Source organism: Polaromonas sp. YR568 (genome assembly GCF_943372955.1).
Taxonomy (GTDB): Bacteria; Pseudomonadota; Gammaproteobacteria; order Burkholderiales; family Burkholderiaceae_C; genus Polaromonas.
In genome coordinates this window covers 627,051-643,848 of sequence record NZ_CALSAL010000002.1, presented here as the reverse complement: position 1 = coordinate 643,848, position 16,798 = coordinate 627,051, and the positions used below count along the sequence as shown (strand labels likewise).

Annotated in this window: 14 protein-coding genes; 7 read left to right on the top strand and 7 right to left on the bottom strand. The window is 62.5% G+C overall.

Annotated features, from left to right (window positions below; all coding sequences use genetic code 11):
• Window positions 1-3: 3 nt before the first annotated feature.
• Window positions 4-2,676 (bottom strand): alpha-ketoglutarate dehydrogenase, encoded by a 2,673-nt coding sequence (gene mdeB, locus AAG793_RS08960; protein WP_341906909.1) that lies wholly within the window; start codon window positions 2,674-2,676, stop codon window positions 4-6.
• 106 nt (window positions 2,677-2,782) lie between these two features.
• Here mdeB and AAG793_RS08955 point away from each other — a divergent pair, with 106 nt between their 5' ends.
• Window positions 2,783-3,250, top strand: a complete 468-nt coding sequence (locus tag AAG793_RS08955) for an Lrp/AsnC family transcriptional regulator (protein ID WP_341906907.1) — start codon at window positions 2,783-2,785, stop codon at window positions 3,248-3,250.
• Between the two features lie 50 nt (window positions 3,251-3,300).
• Here AAG793_RS08955 and AAG793_RS08950 read toward each other — a convergent pair whose 3' ends face one another.
• The 3 genes from AAG793_RS08950 to AAG793_RS08940 form a co-directional block, all read right to left on the bottom strand.
• Complete coding sequence (locus tag AAG793_RS08950; protein WP_341906904.1) at window positions 3,301-5,142, bottom strand: 7TM diverse intracellular signaling domain-containing protein; 1,842 nt, start codon at window positions 5,140-5,142, stop codon at window positions 3,301-3,303.
• Between the two features lie 67 nt (window positions 5,143-5,209).
• A complete protein-coding gene (locus AAG793_RS08945) occupies window positions 5,210-6,835 on the bottom strand; it encodes a peptide chain release factor 3 (RefSeq protein ID WP_341906902.1) in 1,626 nt (541 codons plus the stop codon).
• Window positions 6,836-6,983: 148 nt separating this feature from the next.
• The gene (locus tag AAG793_RS08940) at window positions 6,984-7,220 is read right to left on the bottom strand and encodes a DUF1653 domain-containing protein (RefSeq protein ID WP_341906901.1); all 237 of its coding nucleotides are present in this window, start codon (window positions 7,218-7,220) and stop codon (window positions 6,984-6,986) included.
• Window positions 7,221-7,351: 131 nt separating this feature from the next.
• Between AAG793_RS08940 and AAG793_RS08935 the strand changes: the two genes are divergently transcribed.
• The 3 genes from AAG793_RS08935 to AAG793_RS08925 all read left to right on the top strand — a co-directional run bounded on the left by AAG793_RS08935 (window position 7,352) and on the right by AAG793_RS08925 (window position 10,869).
• Entirely contained in the window at window positions 7,352-8,122 is a 771-nt protein-coding gene (locus AAG793_RS08935; RefSeq protein WP_341906898.1) for an FkbM family methyltransferase, read from the top strand.
• A 92-nt stretch (window positions 8,123-8,214) separates the two neighbouring features.
• Window positions 8,215-9,468 carry an RsmB/NOP family class I SAM-dependent RNA methyltransferase gene (locus AAG793_RS08930; protein WP_341906896.1) on the top strand — a complete coding sequence of 418 codons (1,254 nt, stop codon included), beginning with the start codon at window positions 8,215-8,217 and terminating at the stop codon, window positions 9,466-9,468.
• A 201-nt stretch (window positions 9,469-9,669) separates the two neighbouring features.
• Complete coding sequence (locus AAG793_RS08925) at window positions 9,670-10,869, top strand: fatty acid desaturase (RefSeq protein WP_341906894.1); 1,200 nt, start codon at window positions 9,670-9,672, stop codon at window positions 10,867-10,869.
• Between the two features lie 277 nt (window positions 10,870-11,146).
• Here the strand turns inward: AAG793_RS08925 and rpmG are convergent, their stop codons facing one another.
• The 3 genes from rpmG to trxB all read right to left on the bottom strand — a co-directional run bounded on the left by rpmG (window position 11,147) and on the right by trxB (window position 12,676).
• Entirely contained in the window at window positions 11,147-11,314 is a 168-nt protein-coding gene (gene rpmG / locus AAG793_RS08920) for a 50S ribosomal protein L33 (RefSeq protein WP_007863188.1), read from the bottom strand.
• Window positions 11,315-11,325: 11 nt separating this feature from the next.
• Window positions 11,326-11,559, bottom strand: coding sequence for a 50S ribosomal protein L28 (gene rpmB / locus AAG793_RS08915; protein ID WP_293403299.1), 234 nt, complete (start codon window positions 11,557-11,559; stop codon window positions 11,326-11,328).
• 178 nt (window positions 11,560-11,737) lie between these two features.
• Window positions 11,738-12,676 (bottom strand): thioredoxin-disulfide reductase, encoded by a 939-nt coding sequence (gene trxB / locus AAG793_RS08910; protein ID WP_341906891.1) that lies wholly within the window; start codon window positions 12,674-12,676, stop codon window positions 11,738-11,740.
• 192 nt (window positions 12,677-12,868) lie between these two features.
• Here trxB and AAG793_RS08905 point away from each other — a divergent pair, with 192 nt between their 5' ends.
• The 3 genes from AAG793_RS08905 (at window position 12,869) to lolA (ending at window position 16,789) form a co-directional block, all read left to right on the top strand.
• The gene (locus AAG793_RS08905; protein ID WP_341906888.1) at window positions 12,869-13,546 is read left to right on the top strand and encodes a Crp/Fnr family transcriptional regulator; all 678 of its coding nucleotides are present in this window, start codon (window positions 12,869-12,871) and stop codon (window positions 13,544-13,546) included.
• Window positions 13,547-13,628: 82 nt separating this feature from the next.
• Window positions 13,629-15,956 (top strand): DNA translocase FtsK 4TM domain-containing protein, encoded by a 2,328-nt coding sequence (locus AAG793_RS08900; protein ID WP_341906886.1) that lies wholly within the window; start codon window positions 13,629-13,631, stop codon window positions 15,954-15,956.
• Between the two features lie 149 nt (window positions 15,957-16,105).
• Complete coding sequence (gene lolA / locus AAG793_RS08895; RefSeq protein ID WP_341907682.1) at window positions 16,106-16,789, top strand: outer membrane lipoprotein chaperone LolA; 684 nt, start codon at window positions 16,106-16,108, stop codon at window positions 16,787-16,789.
• The last annotated feature ends 9 nt before the right edge of the window (window positions 16,790-16,798 follow it).

Sequence of the window (16,798 nt, the reverse complement as noted above, 5' to 3'; positions counted from 1 at the left end):
GAGTCATGTGCTCTGCAACTGATGCAGGGCCGCGTTGGCAATGCTTCGCGCGTTGACGCTGAAGAACTCCCGCAGTGCAGCCCGCGTGTCGCTGCGGCCAAAGCCGTCGGTCCCCAGCGTCAGGTAGGAACGGCCTGCCGGTAACCACGCGCGCACGCTCTCCGGCACGGCGCGCACATAGTCGGTGGCGGCGATGATGGGGCCGGTGCTGCTGGCCATTTGCTGCGCGATGAAGGGCTCGGCTGCAGTCTGACCCTGCAGGGCTTCGCGTTGGGTCTCTGCGCCATCGCGTGCGAGTTCGCTCCAGCTGGTGACGCTGTAAACGGTGGCGTGAATGCCTTGCGCTGCCAGCAGTTGCGCTGCCTTGATCACTTCAGTGAGGATGGCACCTGAGCCCAGCAGCGTGACACTGCGTGCGGTCTGACCTGTGCTGCCCTCGTCTTGCGCTGCGTAGCGCTTGAACAGGTAGCAGCCGCGAATGATGTCGGCTTCGGCCCCCGGCACCAGGTCCGGCTGCGCGTAGTTTTCATTCATCAGCGTGACGTAATAGAACACGTCCTGCTGCTCGACCATCATCTCCTGCATGCCGCGGTTCAGGATCACGGCCAGCTCGCCCGCGAAGGCCGGGTCGTAGGCCTTGCAGTTAGGAATGGTGGCAGCGATCAGGTGGCTGCTGCCGTCCTGGTGCTGCAGGCCCTCGCCACCCAGCGTGGTGCGGCCCGAGGTCGCACCCAGCAGAAAGCCCCGCGCGCGCTGGTCGGCAGCCGCCCAGATCTGGTCGCCCACGCGCTGGAAGCCAAACATCGAGTAGTAGATGTAGAAGGGCAGCATCGCTAGGCCATGCACGCTGTAGCTGGTGGCTGCCGCCGTCCAGCTGGCCATGGCGCCCGCCTCGCTGATGCCTTCTTCCAGGATTTGGCCGTCGAGTGCTTCGCGGTAGCTCAGCACCGAGCCGATGTCTTCCGGCGCATAGCGCTGTCCCACGCTGCTGTAAATACCCACCTGCTTGAACAGGTTGGCCATGCCAAAGGTGCGCGCTTCGTCTGCCACGATGGGCACGATGCGCGGGCCCAGCGCGCTGTCTTTCAGCAGGCTGCCCAGCATGCGCACAAAGGCCATGGTGGTGCTCATCTCCTTGCCATCGGCCGCAAGAGCGAATTGCGCGTAGCCGGCCAGCGGCGGCACCGGCACCACATCGGCGGCGGTGTCACGGCGCGGCAGGTAGCCGCCCAGCGCGGCGCGGCGTGCGTGCAGGTACTGCATCTCGGGGCTGTCGGCGGCCGGCTTGTAGAAATCGATGCGCCTGGCCTGCTCGTCACTCAGTGGCAGGTTGAATCGGTTGCGGAATTCAATCAGGTCGGTTTCATCAAACTTCTTTTGCGAATGGGTGGTCATGCGGCCCTGCCCGGCACTGCCCATGCCGTAGCCTTTTTTGGTGTGTGCCAGGATCACCGTGGGCTGGCCACGGTGATTAGCGGCTGCGGCATAGGCGGCGTGGATCTTCACCAGATCGTGGCCGCCGCGTTTGAGGCGGTCGATCTGCTCGTCCGTCATGCCCTGGGCCAGGCGTGCCAGCTCCTCGTTCTGGCCGAAGAAGTTGTCGCGGTTGAAGCGCCCGTCCTTGGCGGCAAAGGTCTGCATCTGGCCGTCCACCGTGTGAGCAAAGGCCTGCGTGAGTGCGCCGGTCAGGTCGCGGGCGAAAAGACCGTCCCAGTCGCTGCCCCAGACCAGCTTGATGACGTTCCAGCCGGCACCAGCGAAAAGCTTTTCCAGCTCGTCGATGATGCGGCCGTTACCACGCACCGGGCCGTCGAGGCGCTGCAGGTTGCAGTTGACGACCCAGACCAGGTTGTCCAGGCCCTCGCGTGCGGCGAGCGTCAGGGCGCTCATCGACTCGGGCTCGTCCATCTCGCCATCGCCGAACACGCCCCAGACCTTGCGGCCAGTGCAATCAAGCAAGCGACGGTGCGTGAGGTAGCGCATGAAGCGCGCGTGGTAGATCGAGCTGATCGGGCCGATGCCCATGGAGCCGGTGGGAAACTGCCAGAAATCCGGCATCAGGTAGGGATGTGGGTAGCTGCACAGTCCTTGCGCCTGCTGCGCCGGGGCGGTGAGTTCCTGGCGGTAAAAGCTCAGGTCCTTTTCAGTGAGCCGGCCTTCGAGGTAAGCGCGTGCATACACACCGGGCGCGCTGTGCGGCTGAAAGAACACCAGATCCCCCCGGTGTTGCCCAGGCTCCGTACCTTCGCGTGCACGGAAAAAATGATTGAAGCCGGTTTCAAACAGGTCTGCTGCGCTGGCATAGCTGGCGATATGGCCGCCCAGTTCGCTGGAGCCGCCCGATTCCGACTGGTTGGCGCGCACCACCATCGCCAGTGCGTTCCAGCGCATCAGCGAAGCGAGTCGCTCTTCAATCGCCAGATCGCCCGGGAACACCGGCTGCTCGTTCACCGCAATCGTGTTCATGTAAGGCGTGCACAGCTCGGGCTGCCAGCCGATGCGACGCTCGCGTGCGACGCGCGCCAGGGCATCCAGCATCTGCCGCGCACGGACAGGCCCCTGCGTGGCCGCGAGCGCGTGGAAGGCTTCGGTCCACTCCGCGGTTTCCTGCGGGTCCGGGTCGGTGGCTGACGGCTCGGGCGTCTGGAGGAGGTGATGGGGTGTGAGGTCGTTCATGGCAGGACTGACTCTACGCCGGCAGGCGCCAAAGGTGTTGCCTCAATATCGGGGTGAATTCCACTATGACGGCATAAAATGCTTCTAATCAAACTAAAAAGAGAATATGAAGCTGGATAACGTCGACTTGAAGATTCTTCAGGAGCTGCAGCAGGACGGTTCGCTATCGAATGTGGAACTGGCCCGCCGCGTGCACCTGAGCCCGTCGCCGTGCCTGGCGCGCGTCAAGGCGCTGGAGTCTGCTGGCGTGATTGACCGCTATGTGGCCATTGCCAATGCCGCTGCCCTGGGTCTCGGCTTGAGTGTGTTCATCTCCATCAGCCTGCGGTCGCAGAACAAGGAGTCGCTGGCAGAGTTCGAGCGCCGCATTGCCGAGCACGACGAGGTGATGGAGTGCTACCTGATGTCGGGCGACAGCGACTACCTGATCCGTGTGGCGATTGCCGACATCGGCGCGCTGGAGAAATTCATCCTGGAGCAGCTCACGCCGATTCCGGGCATCGAGAAAATCCGTTCCAGTTTTGCGCTCAAACAGGTCCGCTACAAGACGGCCTTGCCGCTGCCGCTGGCCTAAGGGCCGGTCTACGGCCGGCGTTACTTCGCCGTATTACACCTTATGGCGCCTCAGGCCATGGGCTTGCTGAGTGGCCCCGGCTCGTCCCCATGCAGCGCCGGATGCGAGACCTCGATCGCATTGATCTTGGCCAGCAGCTCCTGCCGTCGAACGCTTTCTTCCGGCGGTGCACCAGCCGGTTCGCCAACCGCATCGACAAACTGCACGTAACGCTTGGGGCCGGGGCTCATTTGCCGCAACCGGGCTTTGAGGCTTTCGATGATCTGTGCGCCGGAATGGTGGTCAGGCGTGCCGTGCCAGATGGCGATGTGCAGGTTGAAGGCGTCAGGCTGGTCCAGCTTGCCTGAAAGCCGGATGCCGTCAGCGAGGATCTTGGTCGACACCTCGGACACGGCCTCGCGGTTCACCGGCCCTTCAATCAGCATCAGGAAGAGGTTTTCCTCGTAGCGAACCACCGTGTCCATGTCGCGGGTTGCACGGCGCAGGATTTCGCCGACGCGCGACAGGGCAACGCTGCGCTTGCGGTCATTCAGCTCGTCGGCGCTCGGGGCCTGGTTGAGCCAGCGAATCAGCAGGATGCCGCATTCCGAACTGCGGCGGCGTGCGCGCTGCAGCATGTGTTCCAGCCGCTCATCCAGCACGCGCGGCAGCATCAGCCCGGTGGCGGGGTCGTAGTTGGCCAGGGCAGAGATGCGGTGGTTGGAAAACAGCGCCGCCCGGCTGCGCCACGCCAGCACAAAAAAGATCCAGAGCAGCCCGATGATGGCCGACATAACGCCGGCGGCCTGGGCCGATTCGATGTTCAGCACCCATCCCGCGTTGTGGAGGATGCGCGCCAGGGCCGCCAGACCGATGGGCGCGCAGCCCAGCAGCAGCAGCAGGTTCCAGCGCTGCCCGCGCAGGGACATCCAGGCCAGGCTGCCGAGAATCGTGACGGTGGACAGCCCCAGCCACAGGTTGCGGAGGTCGCGCGGGATGAAGTCCTGCCCGACGGCCATGAGGCCCGCCATCAGCAGGCTGCCCGCTGTGACGGATGCCAGCAGCTTGTAGATGTGCGGATGGCTGCTGCGCGCGTAGCTGGCCTGGCTGCAGAACCAGGCGCCTGCGGCCAGGCTCAATGCGGCCGAGACCCAATTCATGACCTGATTGAGGTGCGCGCTGCCCGGCCACATGCGCCAGCTGCCATAACCAATCAGCACCAGCTGTGTGAACATCAGCGTGACCACCACCGCGCCAAACCAAAGGAACACCGTGTTGCGGGCCATCACGAAGGCGGCAATACTCAACGCCGCCAGCACGCTGAACATGCCCCACATCAGGCCGATCACCACGCCCACACGCGATGCGCCGTCCACGTACTCGACCGGCGACAGCAGCATGGGGCGGTCAGTCAGCGCGCGGTGATTCTCGAAGCGCATGTAATAGGTCTGCGGGCGGTCGTCGTGGGTTTGCAGTTCAAAACTCGGTACCCGCGTGCGCAGTGACCAGTCAGACGGTGCCAGCGCTTCCCCTGCCGCCTGCACCTGCCATTCCCCCTGCGGGCCGCGTGAAAAGAGGCTGACTTTCGTCAGCGGCTGGCCGGGCAGGCGGATGAACCAGGTCTGCAGCGATTCGGTAGGCGGTAGAGAAAAGGTGGCCCAGACGTCCTGATCGCTGGAGGTGGGCAGGACGGTGGTGCTGGTGTAAGGCTGGAATTCGCGGGTGCCAGAGGTGACCAGCGCATCCGGAGAGCTCACGCTGCCCCTGGGCACCGCCACCCACTGCAGCGGTTCAGACAGCTGGATGGTCACGCTGTCCTTGTAAAGGCGGACGAAGTCCTGCGCATGGCCCGGCTGCAACAGCAGCCAGAGCAGCAGCATCAGCCAACCCCGCCAGCCTGCCTTGGTGTTCATCCGCATAGCTTATTGCAAAACCGGGTTTTGTCGGCTGCGGTGTGGCTTCAGCTGAAGGCGGGAAAAATCACATCTTGGACTGGAACACCAGGCCGGCGTGCTCACGTAGCGCGTGGAACTTGATCTTGGGCCACTGCTGCTCCACCGCGCGCAAGGTGGCGCTGTGGTCCACCAGCAGTGTGGGGGCATCGACGGCGTCGAGCGCCACCCGGTGGGAGTTGGCGTCAATGAATTTCTTCAGCTCGTTCGGGTCATCGCTGGTGACCCAGCGCGCCAGATTGAACTGGCTGCCCATGATGCGCGCCTTGACACCGTATTCATGTTCCAGACGGTGAGCGACCACTTCAAACTGCAGCTGGCCCACGGCACCCAGCAGCAGCAGCGAGCCGGCGATGGGCCGGAACACCTGGATCGCACCTTCTTCGCCGAGCTGGGTGAGACCGGCACGCAGCTGCTTGCTGCGCAGCGGATCAGCCACCTCGACCGCGCGGAACATTTCCGGCGCAAAGAAGGGCAGACCGGTGAACTGCAGGGCCTCACCTTCGGTCAGCGTGTCGCCGAGCTGCAGCACGCCGTGGTTCGGGATGCCAATGATGTCGCCGGCAAAGGCGGTGTCGAGCAGCTCGCGGCGCTGGCTCATGAAGCTGACCACGGTGTTGGGTCGCAGCTCCTTGCCGCTGCGCACCACCTTCAGCCGCATGCCGCGGGTGAACTCGCCGCTGGCCACCCGCAGGAAGGCGATGCGGTCGCGGTGCGCCGGGTCCATGTTGGCCTGAATCTTGAACACCACGCCCGAGAATTTCTTCTCTTCAGGGTGCACCACGCGCTGGATGGATTCGCGGTCTGCAGGCGCGGGTGCCAGGTCCACCAGTGCGTCCAGCACTTCCTGCACGCCGAAGTTGTTGATGGCCGAACCGAAGAACATCGGCGTCTGCCGGCCCGCGAGAAACTCGTTGCGGTCAAACTCTGGCGTGGCGCCGGCGACCAGTTCGATCTCGCCTTGCGCCTGCGCGTATTCGGCGCCAAAGCGCTGGGCGGCCTCGGCGTTGTCGAGTCCGGCGAGGATTTCATCGTCACCGCCGGCTTTTTCCTCGCCGGGGCTGAAGACACGCATGCGGTCTTCGCGGCGGTCGTACACGCCATGGAACAGCTTGCCCATGCCGACCGGCCAGGTGAAGGGCACCACGGTCATGCCGAGTTCGCGCTCAATCTCGTCCATCACGCTCATCGGGTCCTGGACCTCGCGGTCCATCTTGTTGACGAAGGTGAGGATGGGCGTGTTGCGGGCACGGCAGACCTGCAGCAGGCGGCGCGTCTGAGGCTCGACGCCGTTAGCTGCGTCAATCACCATCAGCGCGGCGTCCACGGCCGTGAGCACGCGGTAGGTGTCTTCCGAGAAATCCTGGTGACCGGGCGTATCCAGCAGGTTGATCACGCAGTCGCGGTATTCCATCTGCATCACTGAGCTGGCCACCGAGATGCCACGCTGCTTCTCGATCTCCATCCAGTCCGAAGTGGCGTGGCGGGCCGCCTTGCGCGCCTTCACGCTGCCGGCGATCTGGATCGCGCCCGAAAACAGCAGAAGCTTTTCAGTCAGCGTGGTCTTGCCGGCGTCGGGGTGCGAGATGATGGCAAACGTGCGGCGGCGCTTGACCTGCTTTTCGATTTCAGTGGGAGCGTGGGATTCGGACATAACCCATGATTATCGGTGACCTCACATCGCCCCCACGCTTTTCACTCCGTGTAATACGCTGCCCCCCGAGGGGGCTGGCCTTGCTTGGGGCGGCCCGGCGTGGCGGCCATTTTTACCCCTTGGGTTATACGCGCCAGGTTTGGTGCTTTTAATTAGGTTGGCGAGCGAAGCGCGGCTGCTTCACGCCGTCGATCACCACCTCTTCATTGAACATCGCGGCAGGCCGCACCCACAGCCCCTTTTCACCGTACAGCGCGCGGTACAGCGTCATGGCCTCCAGACTTTCGCTGTGGCGCACGGTGCCGATCACCTCATACAGCATGCCTTTGTAGTGGCGATAGAGGCCCGGAGGGGTGTTCACGGCGGGTGGAAATTCTTCGGTCATACTGCTGATTCCTCTGGAAGACGGGATTCGCCAACGGTGCTGGTCGCGCGGGTGCTGCTGTGCCCGCACTGGTCCGGGGGTAAAGTTCCTGACGACAATTTTCGTTGCGTACAAGAAGGATGCCACGCCCCATGATCTGTTACACCCGCAACTTCGAGGACGTCATCCTGCAGCGGGTGTTCAAGGACATGCCCGTCGGACGCTATGTTGACGTCGGCGCCTGTTTCCCCCGGCAGGACAGCAACACCTACGCCCTGTATGAAAAAGGGTGGTGTGGGCTGGTTGTGGAGCCGCTCCTTACCGCCGAGATGCGCAGCGAGTGGACTCGCTTTCGCCCACGGGACATCGTGGCCGAGGTCGCGGTGGGGCAGGAAGAGGGACTGCTTGATTTCCACCTGTTTCCGCAGCGGCAGATCAGCTCGGGCGACCCCGCGACCGTGGAGCACTGGAAAAGGCACGGGAACCAGCCAGTGCAAACCATCAAGGTACCGAAGCTCCGGCTGAGCAGCCTGTACGAGAAGCATTTTCCGACCGGCGATTGGCATCTGTTGTCTGTGGATGTCGAAGGAATGGAGCTGGACGTTCTGCGCGGACTGGATCTGACGGCGCACCGACCGTGGATGATGGTTATTGAGGCCGTGCTTCCCGGTCTGCCAAGCCCGAATCACATGACCTGGGAGCCTCACCTGCTGGCGCAGGGGTACCAGTTCGCCTATTTTGACGGCGTGAACCGCTTTTATGTTGCGCATGAACGCAGGCATTTGCTCAGGCATTTCGATGTTCCGCCCAACGTCTGGGACGAGATCACCATGGCTACGGAGCTTGAATTGCGACGGCGGCTTGAGCTGGCAGACGCAGAGGTCGCCAGATTGCGAAGCGAGCTCGCTGCACTCCGGAAGTAGCGCTCAGGCCTGCTGCCGGTCAGAGACAAAGCTTCTCATGCGGCTCCACTCTTTGGTCAATGCCGCATGAGCTGGTGGGACAATGCAGGGCTATGCATCCCAAAGCCTTACTCGACAGCTGCGCCGAACTTCTCAAGCAGGTTCTCAAATTCGACCACCCCGCTGACATGGTGGTGTCGCGCTATTTCCGTGAACTGCGTCTGGGTCCCCGCGAGCGGGCCACGGTGGCGGAAACGATCTACACCGTGCTGCGCAAGAAAAATCTGTTCACCTATCTCGCCCAGCACGGCAGCGGTGCACCCGAGCGGCGGCTGGCCATCCTCGGTTTTGCGAGTGCCCGCGATTTCTTGTTGGGTGCGCTGACCGAGCAGGAAAAAGACTGGCTTGCCCGCTGCGACCAGGTCAAGCCCGCCGACCTGATGGAACTGCACCGCCACAACCTGCCGCAGTGGCTGGTGGAGCCGCTGAAGGAACAACTTGGCAACGATTTCTGGCCGCTGGTGGAAAGCCTCAACGCGTCTGCCGGGTTGGACCTTCGGGTCAACACGCTGAAGGACAAGCGCGCCGAGGTTCAGAAAGAACTTGCCAAGGCGGGCATCAAGACCACAGCCACACCGTTTTCCCCCTGGGGATTACGAATCGCTGACAAGCCCCAACTCGCCAAGCTGGATGCCTTCACCCGCGGCGCGATTGAGGTGCAGGACGAGGGCTCGCAATTGCTGGCCTTGCTGGTGGATGCCAAGCGCGGCGAGATGGTGGTCGATTTCTGTGCTGGCGCCGGTGGCAAGACGCTGGCGCTGGGGGCTTCCATGCGCAATACCGGCCGGCTCTACGCGTTCGATACGTCCGGGCATCGGCTGGACGCACTCAAGCCGCGGCTGGCGCGCAGCGGCCTGTCGAACGTGCATCCGGTGGCGATTGCCCATGAGCGCGACGACCGCATCAAGCGGCTGGCGGGCAAGATCGACCGAGTGCTGGTGGATGCGCCGTGCTCGGGCTTGGGCACCTTGCGTCGCAATCCTGACCTGAAATGGCGGCAGAACCCCAAAGCGATTGAAGAGCTCAGAGCCAAACAAACGGCGATCCTGCAGAGCGCTGCACGCCTGCTCAAACCCGGCGGACGGCTGGTTTACGCGACCTGCAGCATTCTTCGAGAAGAAAACGAGGCGATTGCGGAGGCTTTCACTGTAGCTAATAAAGAGTTCAACGTGCTTGAAACGGACCCTTTGTTGACCCATCTGGGGGTGGAACACGCTGACAAGTTGTGCCGCGGGCCCTATCTGCGGCTCTGGCCCTACCTTCATCAGACGGACGGGTTTTTCGCCGCCGTATGGCAAAAAACGTGATATTTTTAGCGGAAGTTAACGTAACTTAATCGAAAGTTCTCGTTTTTTTGACCGAACTTCGCGGGTTTTCGGCGCCGAAGGGCCTTCCGGATTCCGCTTGGAGTTTGGGCCTCCCAGCCCTACAATAGAGCGGCGTTCGACGAAGCTGCCCGCCAGATGGAATTCGGTAGCCACCGGGACAGAGCGCATATAAGGATGTTTATGATTTTGTTTGATGCCGCCATCGACTGGCTGGCCAATGGACTGGTTGCCGCCACGTGGTGGCAGATCGTGTTGTACACCCTGGTGACAACCCACATCACGATTGCCAGTGTCACGATTTACCTTCACCGCCACCAGGCACACCGTGCCATGGACCTGCACGCGATCCCCGCGCACTTTTTCCGTTTCTGGCTCTGGCTGGGAACCGGCCAGGTGACCAAGGAGTGGGTGTCGATTCACCGCAAGCACCACGCCAAGTGCGAAACCTCTGAAGATCCGCACAGCCCGCAGGCTTACGGCATCAAGACAGTGTTCTGGAAGGGCGCCGAACTGTATCGCGCCGAGAGCAAGAACAAGGAAACCATGGTCAAGTATGGCCACGGTACCCCCAACGACTGGATCGAGCGCAACCTCTATACCCGCTACAGCTGGCAGGGTGTGGGTCTGATGATGATCATCGACCTGGCCCTGTTCGGCATGGCTGGTCTGGCCGTGTGGGCCGTGCAAATGGCCTGGATCCCTGTCACGGCGGCCGGCATCATCAACGGCATCGGCCACTACTGGGGCTACCGCAACTTCGAGGCGCCAGACGCCAGCACCAACATTTCGCCCTGGGGCATCATGATCGGTGGCGAAGAGCTGCATAACAACCACCACACCTACCCCACGTCGGCCAAGTTTTCGGTCAAACCCTACGAATTCGACATCGGCTGGATTTACATCCGCGCGCTGGAGCGTGTGGGCCTGGCCACCGTCAAGAAGGTGCCGCCCAAGCTGCAACTGGGCGCCATTCAGCCGGTGGCTGACGAGAAAACCCTTGAGGCTCTGATCGCCCACCGCTATGAAGTGATGGCCGGCTACGCCCGGGAACTGCGTCGCGCCGGACGCGCCGAGATCGAGGCACTCAAGGCCCGCCAGGCCGATGTGTCTGTGCTGAAGGCCGCTAACCGCTGGTTGCACCGCGATGACGACAAGGTGCCCGCTGCTGCCCGGCCGCAAATTGCCCAGGCGCGTGCCGAGCACCCGGTGCTCGACAAGATGGTGACCATGCGCGAAGAGCTGCGCCAGATGTGGATGACCACCAATGCATCGCGCGAGCAACTGGCCGCCGACCTGCAGGCCTGGTGCCACCGCGCCGAAGAAAGTGGCATCGCTGCGTTGCGTGATTTCTCGATGAAGTTGCGCGCAGCTCGCAGCTGACCCTCAGTTCAGGTGGGGCTGGTTATGCCAGCCTTCGGCCGCACTCTTGTGAACCGCCTTGGCGCTACAGCGCTCAGGCGGTTTTTCTTTGGGCGCCTGCTTCTGTTGCCCTGTGGGGCGGCTTCAGTCGCTGAACGACAGAGGCTTGTAGACGGGGTGGGATAGCCCTGCGCGCAGCGTCACAAAATCAACGCCCATGAAAAAACCCGCTGGGTTGCAGCGGGTTTTTCTGTTTTGCCCTCGGGGCGGGACAGGTTGCCCAAGGTTTCAGGCCGAATTACTTCAGCTTGATTTCCTTGTATTCCACGTGCTTGCGTGCCTTGGGATCAAATTTCATGATCAGCATCTTGTCGGGCGTGGTTTTCTTGTTTTTGGTGGTCGTGTAAAAGTGACCGGTGCCGGCAGTGGATTCCAGCTTGATTTTTTCGCGCGCGCCTTTGGCCATGATCGTTCTCCTTAGACTTCACCGCGGGCACGGAGGTCCACCAGGACCGCGTCGATGCCTTTTTTGTCAATCAAGCGCAGACCGGCGCTGGTGATGCGCAGACGCACCCAGCGGTTCTCGCTCTCGACCCAGAAACGGCGGTACTGCAGGTTGGGCATGAACCGGCGCTTGGTTTTGTTGTTGGCGTGAGAAACATTGTTTCCCACCATCGGGCCTTTGCCCGTTACCTGACAGACGCGTGCCATGAGCACTCTCCGTATAAAAAATTGGAAATCGGATGCTGAACTGCCCCTGAGTGGCCATGCGAAATGGCCCGGAGGAAGTTCGGCTAAGCCAGCGATTATAGCCTGAAAACGGAATCTGTCCAACCATCTGGCTGGCCCATTGATTCAGGCGTCCTGGTCTGCTGGCTTGGGCTGTGGCCTATTGCTCGAGAAAGCGCTGTGCGTCCAGCGCCGCCATGCAGCCGGTGCCGGCGCTGGTGATCGCCTGGCGGTACACATGGTCCTGCACGTCACCGGCCGCAAACACGCCCGGCACGCTGGTCATGGTGGCAAAACCCTGAAGGCCGGTTTTGGTGATGATGTAGCCGTCCTTCATGTCCAGCTGGCCAGCAAAGATGTCGGTGTTGGGCTGGTGGCCGATGGCGATGAAGCAGCCTTTCAGGGCGATGTCCTTGGTGGCCTCAGTCTGCGTGCTTTTGAGCCGCACGCCGGTCACGCCGGAGGCGTCGCCCAGCACCTGGTCCAGTGTGTGGTGCAACTGCAGCTCGATCTTGCCAGCAGCCACTTTCTCGTGGAGCTTGTCGATCAGGATGGCTTCGGCCTTGAACTTGTCGCGGCGATGCACCAGCGTCACCTTGCTGGCGATGTTGGAGAGGTACAGGGCCTCTTCCACGGCGGTGTTGCCGCCGCCCACCACGCAGACTTCCTGGTCGCGATAGAAGAAACCATCGCAGGTGGCGCAGCCCGACACCCCGCGGCCCATGAAGGCCGATTCCGATTCCAGACCCAGGTATTTGGCCGAGGCACCGGTGGCGATGATCAGCGCGTCGCAGGTGTAGCTGCCGCTGTCGCCGGTGAGGGTGAACGGACGCTTGCTGAGATCCACCTGGTTGATGTGGTCAAAAATGATCTCGGTGTTGAAGCGCTCGGCATGCGCCAGAAAACGCTGCATCAGCTCCGGGCCTTGCACGCCGTCCACGTCGGCCGGCCAGTTATCGACTTCGGTGGTGGTCATCAGCTGGCCGCCCTGCGCGATCCCGGTGATGAGAACGGGCTTGAGGTTGGCACGCGCTGCATACACGGCAGCGGTGTAGCCCGCCGGGCCCGAGCCGAGGATCAGAACTTTGGAATGTTTCATGATGAAAAACCGATTGGGAAAGAGGGGGAAGTCAGGTAGATTTGGGTGGTGCTCGTGCAAAAGTCAAGCGCTGCAGTGGGAGTCAGCGAGTGGCCCGCGCCAGCCGCCATGAATCCGAGGCATTTCCGTTGCCGTACCATTGTATGAAGTCAAACGAGCCACTGTCGGCTCTGAGGTCGCGAGGGAGCTGATATGACAACGATGGTGTCCAATCTTGAGCTGATACGCCGGGTGCCGCTTTTTTCGATGTTGACACCCTCGCAGGCCGAGTCGGTGGCGGCGGCCGTTGTCAAGCGCCGTTTCAAACGCGGCGAGTCCATCGTGGAGCAGGGCAAGAAGTCCAATGCCCTGTCCATCATCCTCACCGGACGCGCGCGGGTCATGGCCACCGATGCGCGGGGCCGCGAAGTCATTCTGGCGACCATGCACCCGGGTGATTACGTGGGCGAGATGAGCCTGATCGATGATGAGCCCCATTCCGCCACGGTGCGTGCCGAAATCCAGACCGACGCGCTGATTCTGGGCCGGCAGGAGTTTGCCCGCTGCCTGCCCGAAAACAGCTCCATGGCCTATGCCGTGCTCAAGGGGCTGGTGCAGCGCCTGCGGCAGGCGGACCGCAAGATTGAATCGCTGGCATTGATGGATGTTTATGGCCGTGTGGCCCGCGCGCTGCTGGAGTCTGCCATCACCGACGCTGCGGGTGATACTGTGATCCGTGAGAAAGTGTCGCGCCAGGACCTGGCCAAGGTGGTGGGCGCCTCCCGCGAGATGGTCAGCCGGGTGATGAAGGACCTGGAAGAGCGCAGCTTCATTGAAACCCGCGACGACGGCTCTGTGCGCATCATGGAGCGGCTTCATACGCTGGGCTGACCGGGGGCCTGTTACCGGGTCATTTACCGGTCTGTCACCGGGTGTTTGAGCCGGTCAACTGCGTTAAGCTCTGCCCCGAGCCATGACTTACTCCCTAGACACCTTGAACTCCGCATCGAACGGCGCCCCTGCCGGCATCAAACGTTTTGCCCACGAGGTGAGCCTCATTCTGGGCGCTCTGGCTCTGGTGTTCTGGTTGGTTGCGCTGCTGAGCTATTCGGCCCTGGACGCAGCGTGGTCCACCTCGGGGGCGGCTGACGTGTCAGGCGCCGTGCCGCTGGTGCGCAACTGGGGCGGCCGCATGGGCGCCTGGCTTGCCGATCTCAGCTACTACCTGCTTGGTTTTTCCGTCTGGTGGGCGCTGCTGGCCGGGGGCCATGTGTGGCTCTCGTCGCTGGCGCGGTGGTTGCGCGGCGAGGCAGCCGGCACGTCCGATGCCACATCCCCCCGCCTGCGCTTCTGGCTGGGCTTGACCCTTCTTCTGGTGGCCAGCGCAGCGCTGGAATGGTCGCGTCTTTACCGTTTCGAGGTCCGTCTGCCCGGTCATGCCGGCGGCGTGCTGGGTTATCTGGCGGGCGGCGCTGGCGTCAAATGGCTCGGCTTTGCCGGCTCCGGGCTGGTGTTCATTGCGCTTGGCGTGATTGCCGTATCGGCTGTCTTCAGCTTTTCCTGGGCCCAGGTGGCCTTGCGCGTCGGCGCATGGATTGACAACCTCATCGAAGGCCGCCGCGAAAAGCGCGAGATGGCCGAAGACCTGGCCCTTGGCAAGCTCGCCGCGCGCGAGCGCGAGGAAACACTGGTCGATGAACGCATCGAGATCGAAGAGCACCATCCGGTGCCGGTGTTGATTGAGCCCACGCTGGTGGATATCCCCAAGAGCGAGCGTGTCGCCAAGGAGCGGCAAAAGCCCTTGTTCAGCGAGATGCCGGACTCCAAACTGCCGCAGGTCGATTTGCTCGATGGCGCGTTGTTGCGGCAGGAAACCGTGGCCCCCGAGACACTGGAGATGACCTCGCGGTTGATCGAGAAAAAACTCAAGGATTTCGGCGTCGAGGTCCGTGTGGTCGCAGCAGCACCCGGCCCTGTGATCACACGCTACGAGATCGAGCCGGCCACCGGCGTGAAGGGCTCGCAGGTCGTGAACCTCGCCAAGGATCTGGCGCGCGCTCTGAGCCTGGTGTCCATCCGCGTGATCGAGACCATTCCCGGCAAGAACTACATGGCGCTGGAACTGCCCAACGCCAAGCGCCAGTCGATCAAGCTCAGCGAGATTCTGGGCTCGCAGGTCTACAACGAAGCCAAGTCCATGCTGACCATCGGTCTGGGCAAGGACATCAGCGGCGCGGCGGTGGTGGCTGACCTGGCCAAGATGCCGCACTGCCTGGTGGCGGGTACTACCGGCTCGGGCAAATCGGTCGGTATCAACGCCATGATTCTGAGCCTGCTCTACAAGGCCGATGCGCGCGATGTGCGCCTGCTGCTGATCGATCCGAAGATGCTGGAAATGAGCGTCTACGAAGGCATTCCGCATTTGCTGGCGCCGGTGGTCACCGACATGCGGCAGGCGGCCCACGGCCTCAACTGGTGCGTGGCCGAGATGGAGAAGCGCTACAAGCTGATGAGCAAGCTGGGCGTGCGCAACCTCGCGGGCTACAACGCCAAGCTAGACGAAGCCAAGGCCAAAGGCGAGTTCATCTACAACCCCTTCAGCCTGACACCCGAGCAGCCCGAACCGCTGGAGCGCTTGCCCTACATCGTGGTCGTGATCGACGAACTCGCCGACCTGATGATGGTGGTGGGCAAGAAGATTGAAGAACTGATTGCCCGCCTCGCGCAAAAAGCCCGTGCAGCCGGCATTCACTTGGTGCTGGCCACCCAGCGCCCCAGCGTGGACGTGATCACCGGCCTCATCAAGGCCAACATTCCTACCCGCCTGTCCTTCCAGGTCAGCAGCAAGATCGACAGCCGCACCATCCTCGACCAGATGGGCGCCGAGGCGCTGCTCGGCATGGGCGACATGCTGTACATGCCCAGTGGCACCGGTTTCCCGATCCGCGTGCACGGCGCCTTCGTGAGCGACGACGAAGTGCACCGCGTGGTGGCATACCTGAAGCAACAGGGCGAGCCCAATTACATCGACGGCGTACTGGAAGGCGGCACCGTCGATGGCGAAGACGGCGATTTGCTCGGCGAGGGCGGCGGTGGTGGCGAGAAAGACCCGATGTACGACCAGGCCGTGGAGGTGGTGCTCAAGAACCGCAAGGCCAGCATTTCACTGGTGCAGCGCCACCTGAAAATCGGCTACAACCGCGCCGCCCGTCTGGTGGAAGACATGGAAAAGGCGGGCCTCGTCAGCGCCATGAGCGGCAGCGGCCAGCGCGAAATTCTGGTGCCATCGCGCGCCGAATGACGACATGACGGGGTTTACCGCGCCTATACCGCGCCGACACATGACTGGGGCAAGCTGAGGCTTTCCGTTTTGAGCCCACCCCTTTTGTTATGTTTTCTTATGGTTTGCACATCATGAACACCAAGACATCCCCTCAAGTCGCTGCTGGCATGTGGTCGCACCGCGCCGCCCGGGCCCTGCAGGCAACGGCCTGTGCAGCGCTTCTCTCGATTCCGCTGGCGGCCAGCGCGCAATCGGCGCCCAGTGCCGGGCTTCAGGCGCTGGAGTCCTTCATCAAGACCACACGCAGCGGCCGCGCCGCTTTCACCCAGGTGGTGACCAGCCCGACCAAGGAAGGCCAAACCGCCAAGGCCAAAACCTCCAGTGGCACATTCGAATTCCTGCGGCCGAACCGTTTCAAGTTCATCTACAAAAAACCGTTTGAGCAGAGCATCGTGGCCGACGGTCAAAACCTGTGGCTGCATGATGTGGACCTGAACCAGGTCACCTCGCGCAAGCTGGGGCAGGTGCTCAACGGCACACCTGCGGCGGTGATTGCAGCGGCTGCCGACCTGAAGGGGCTGGAGGCCGATTTCACGCTGGCACCGCAACCCGAGCGCGCTGGCCTGCAATGGGTGCAAGCCACGCCCAAGGCCAAGGATGGCCAGCTGCAGAGCATCAGCGTCGGCTTTCGACCGAGTGACAAGGGGAACGAGCTGGCCATGCTGGAAATCCTCGACAGCTTTGGGCAGAAGTCGGTGATGACTTTCACACAGTTTGAAATCAATCCGTCGCTCCCTGTGAGCAACTTCCAGTTCAAGCCGCCCGCAGGTGCGGACGTGATCCGGCAGTAAATCTCGCTG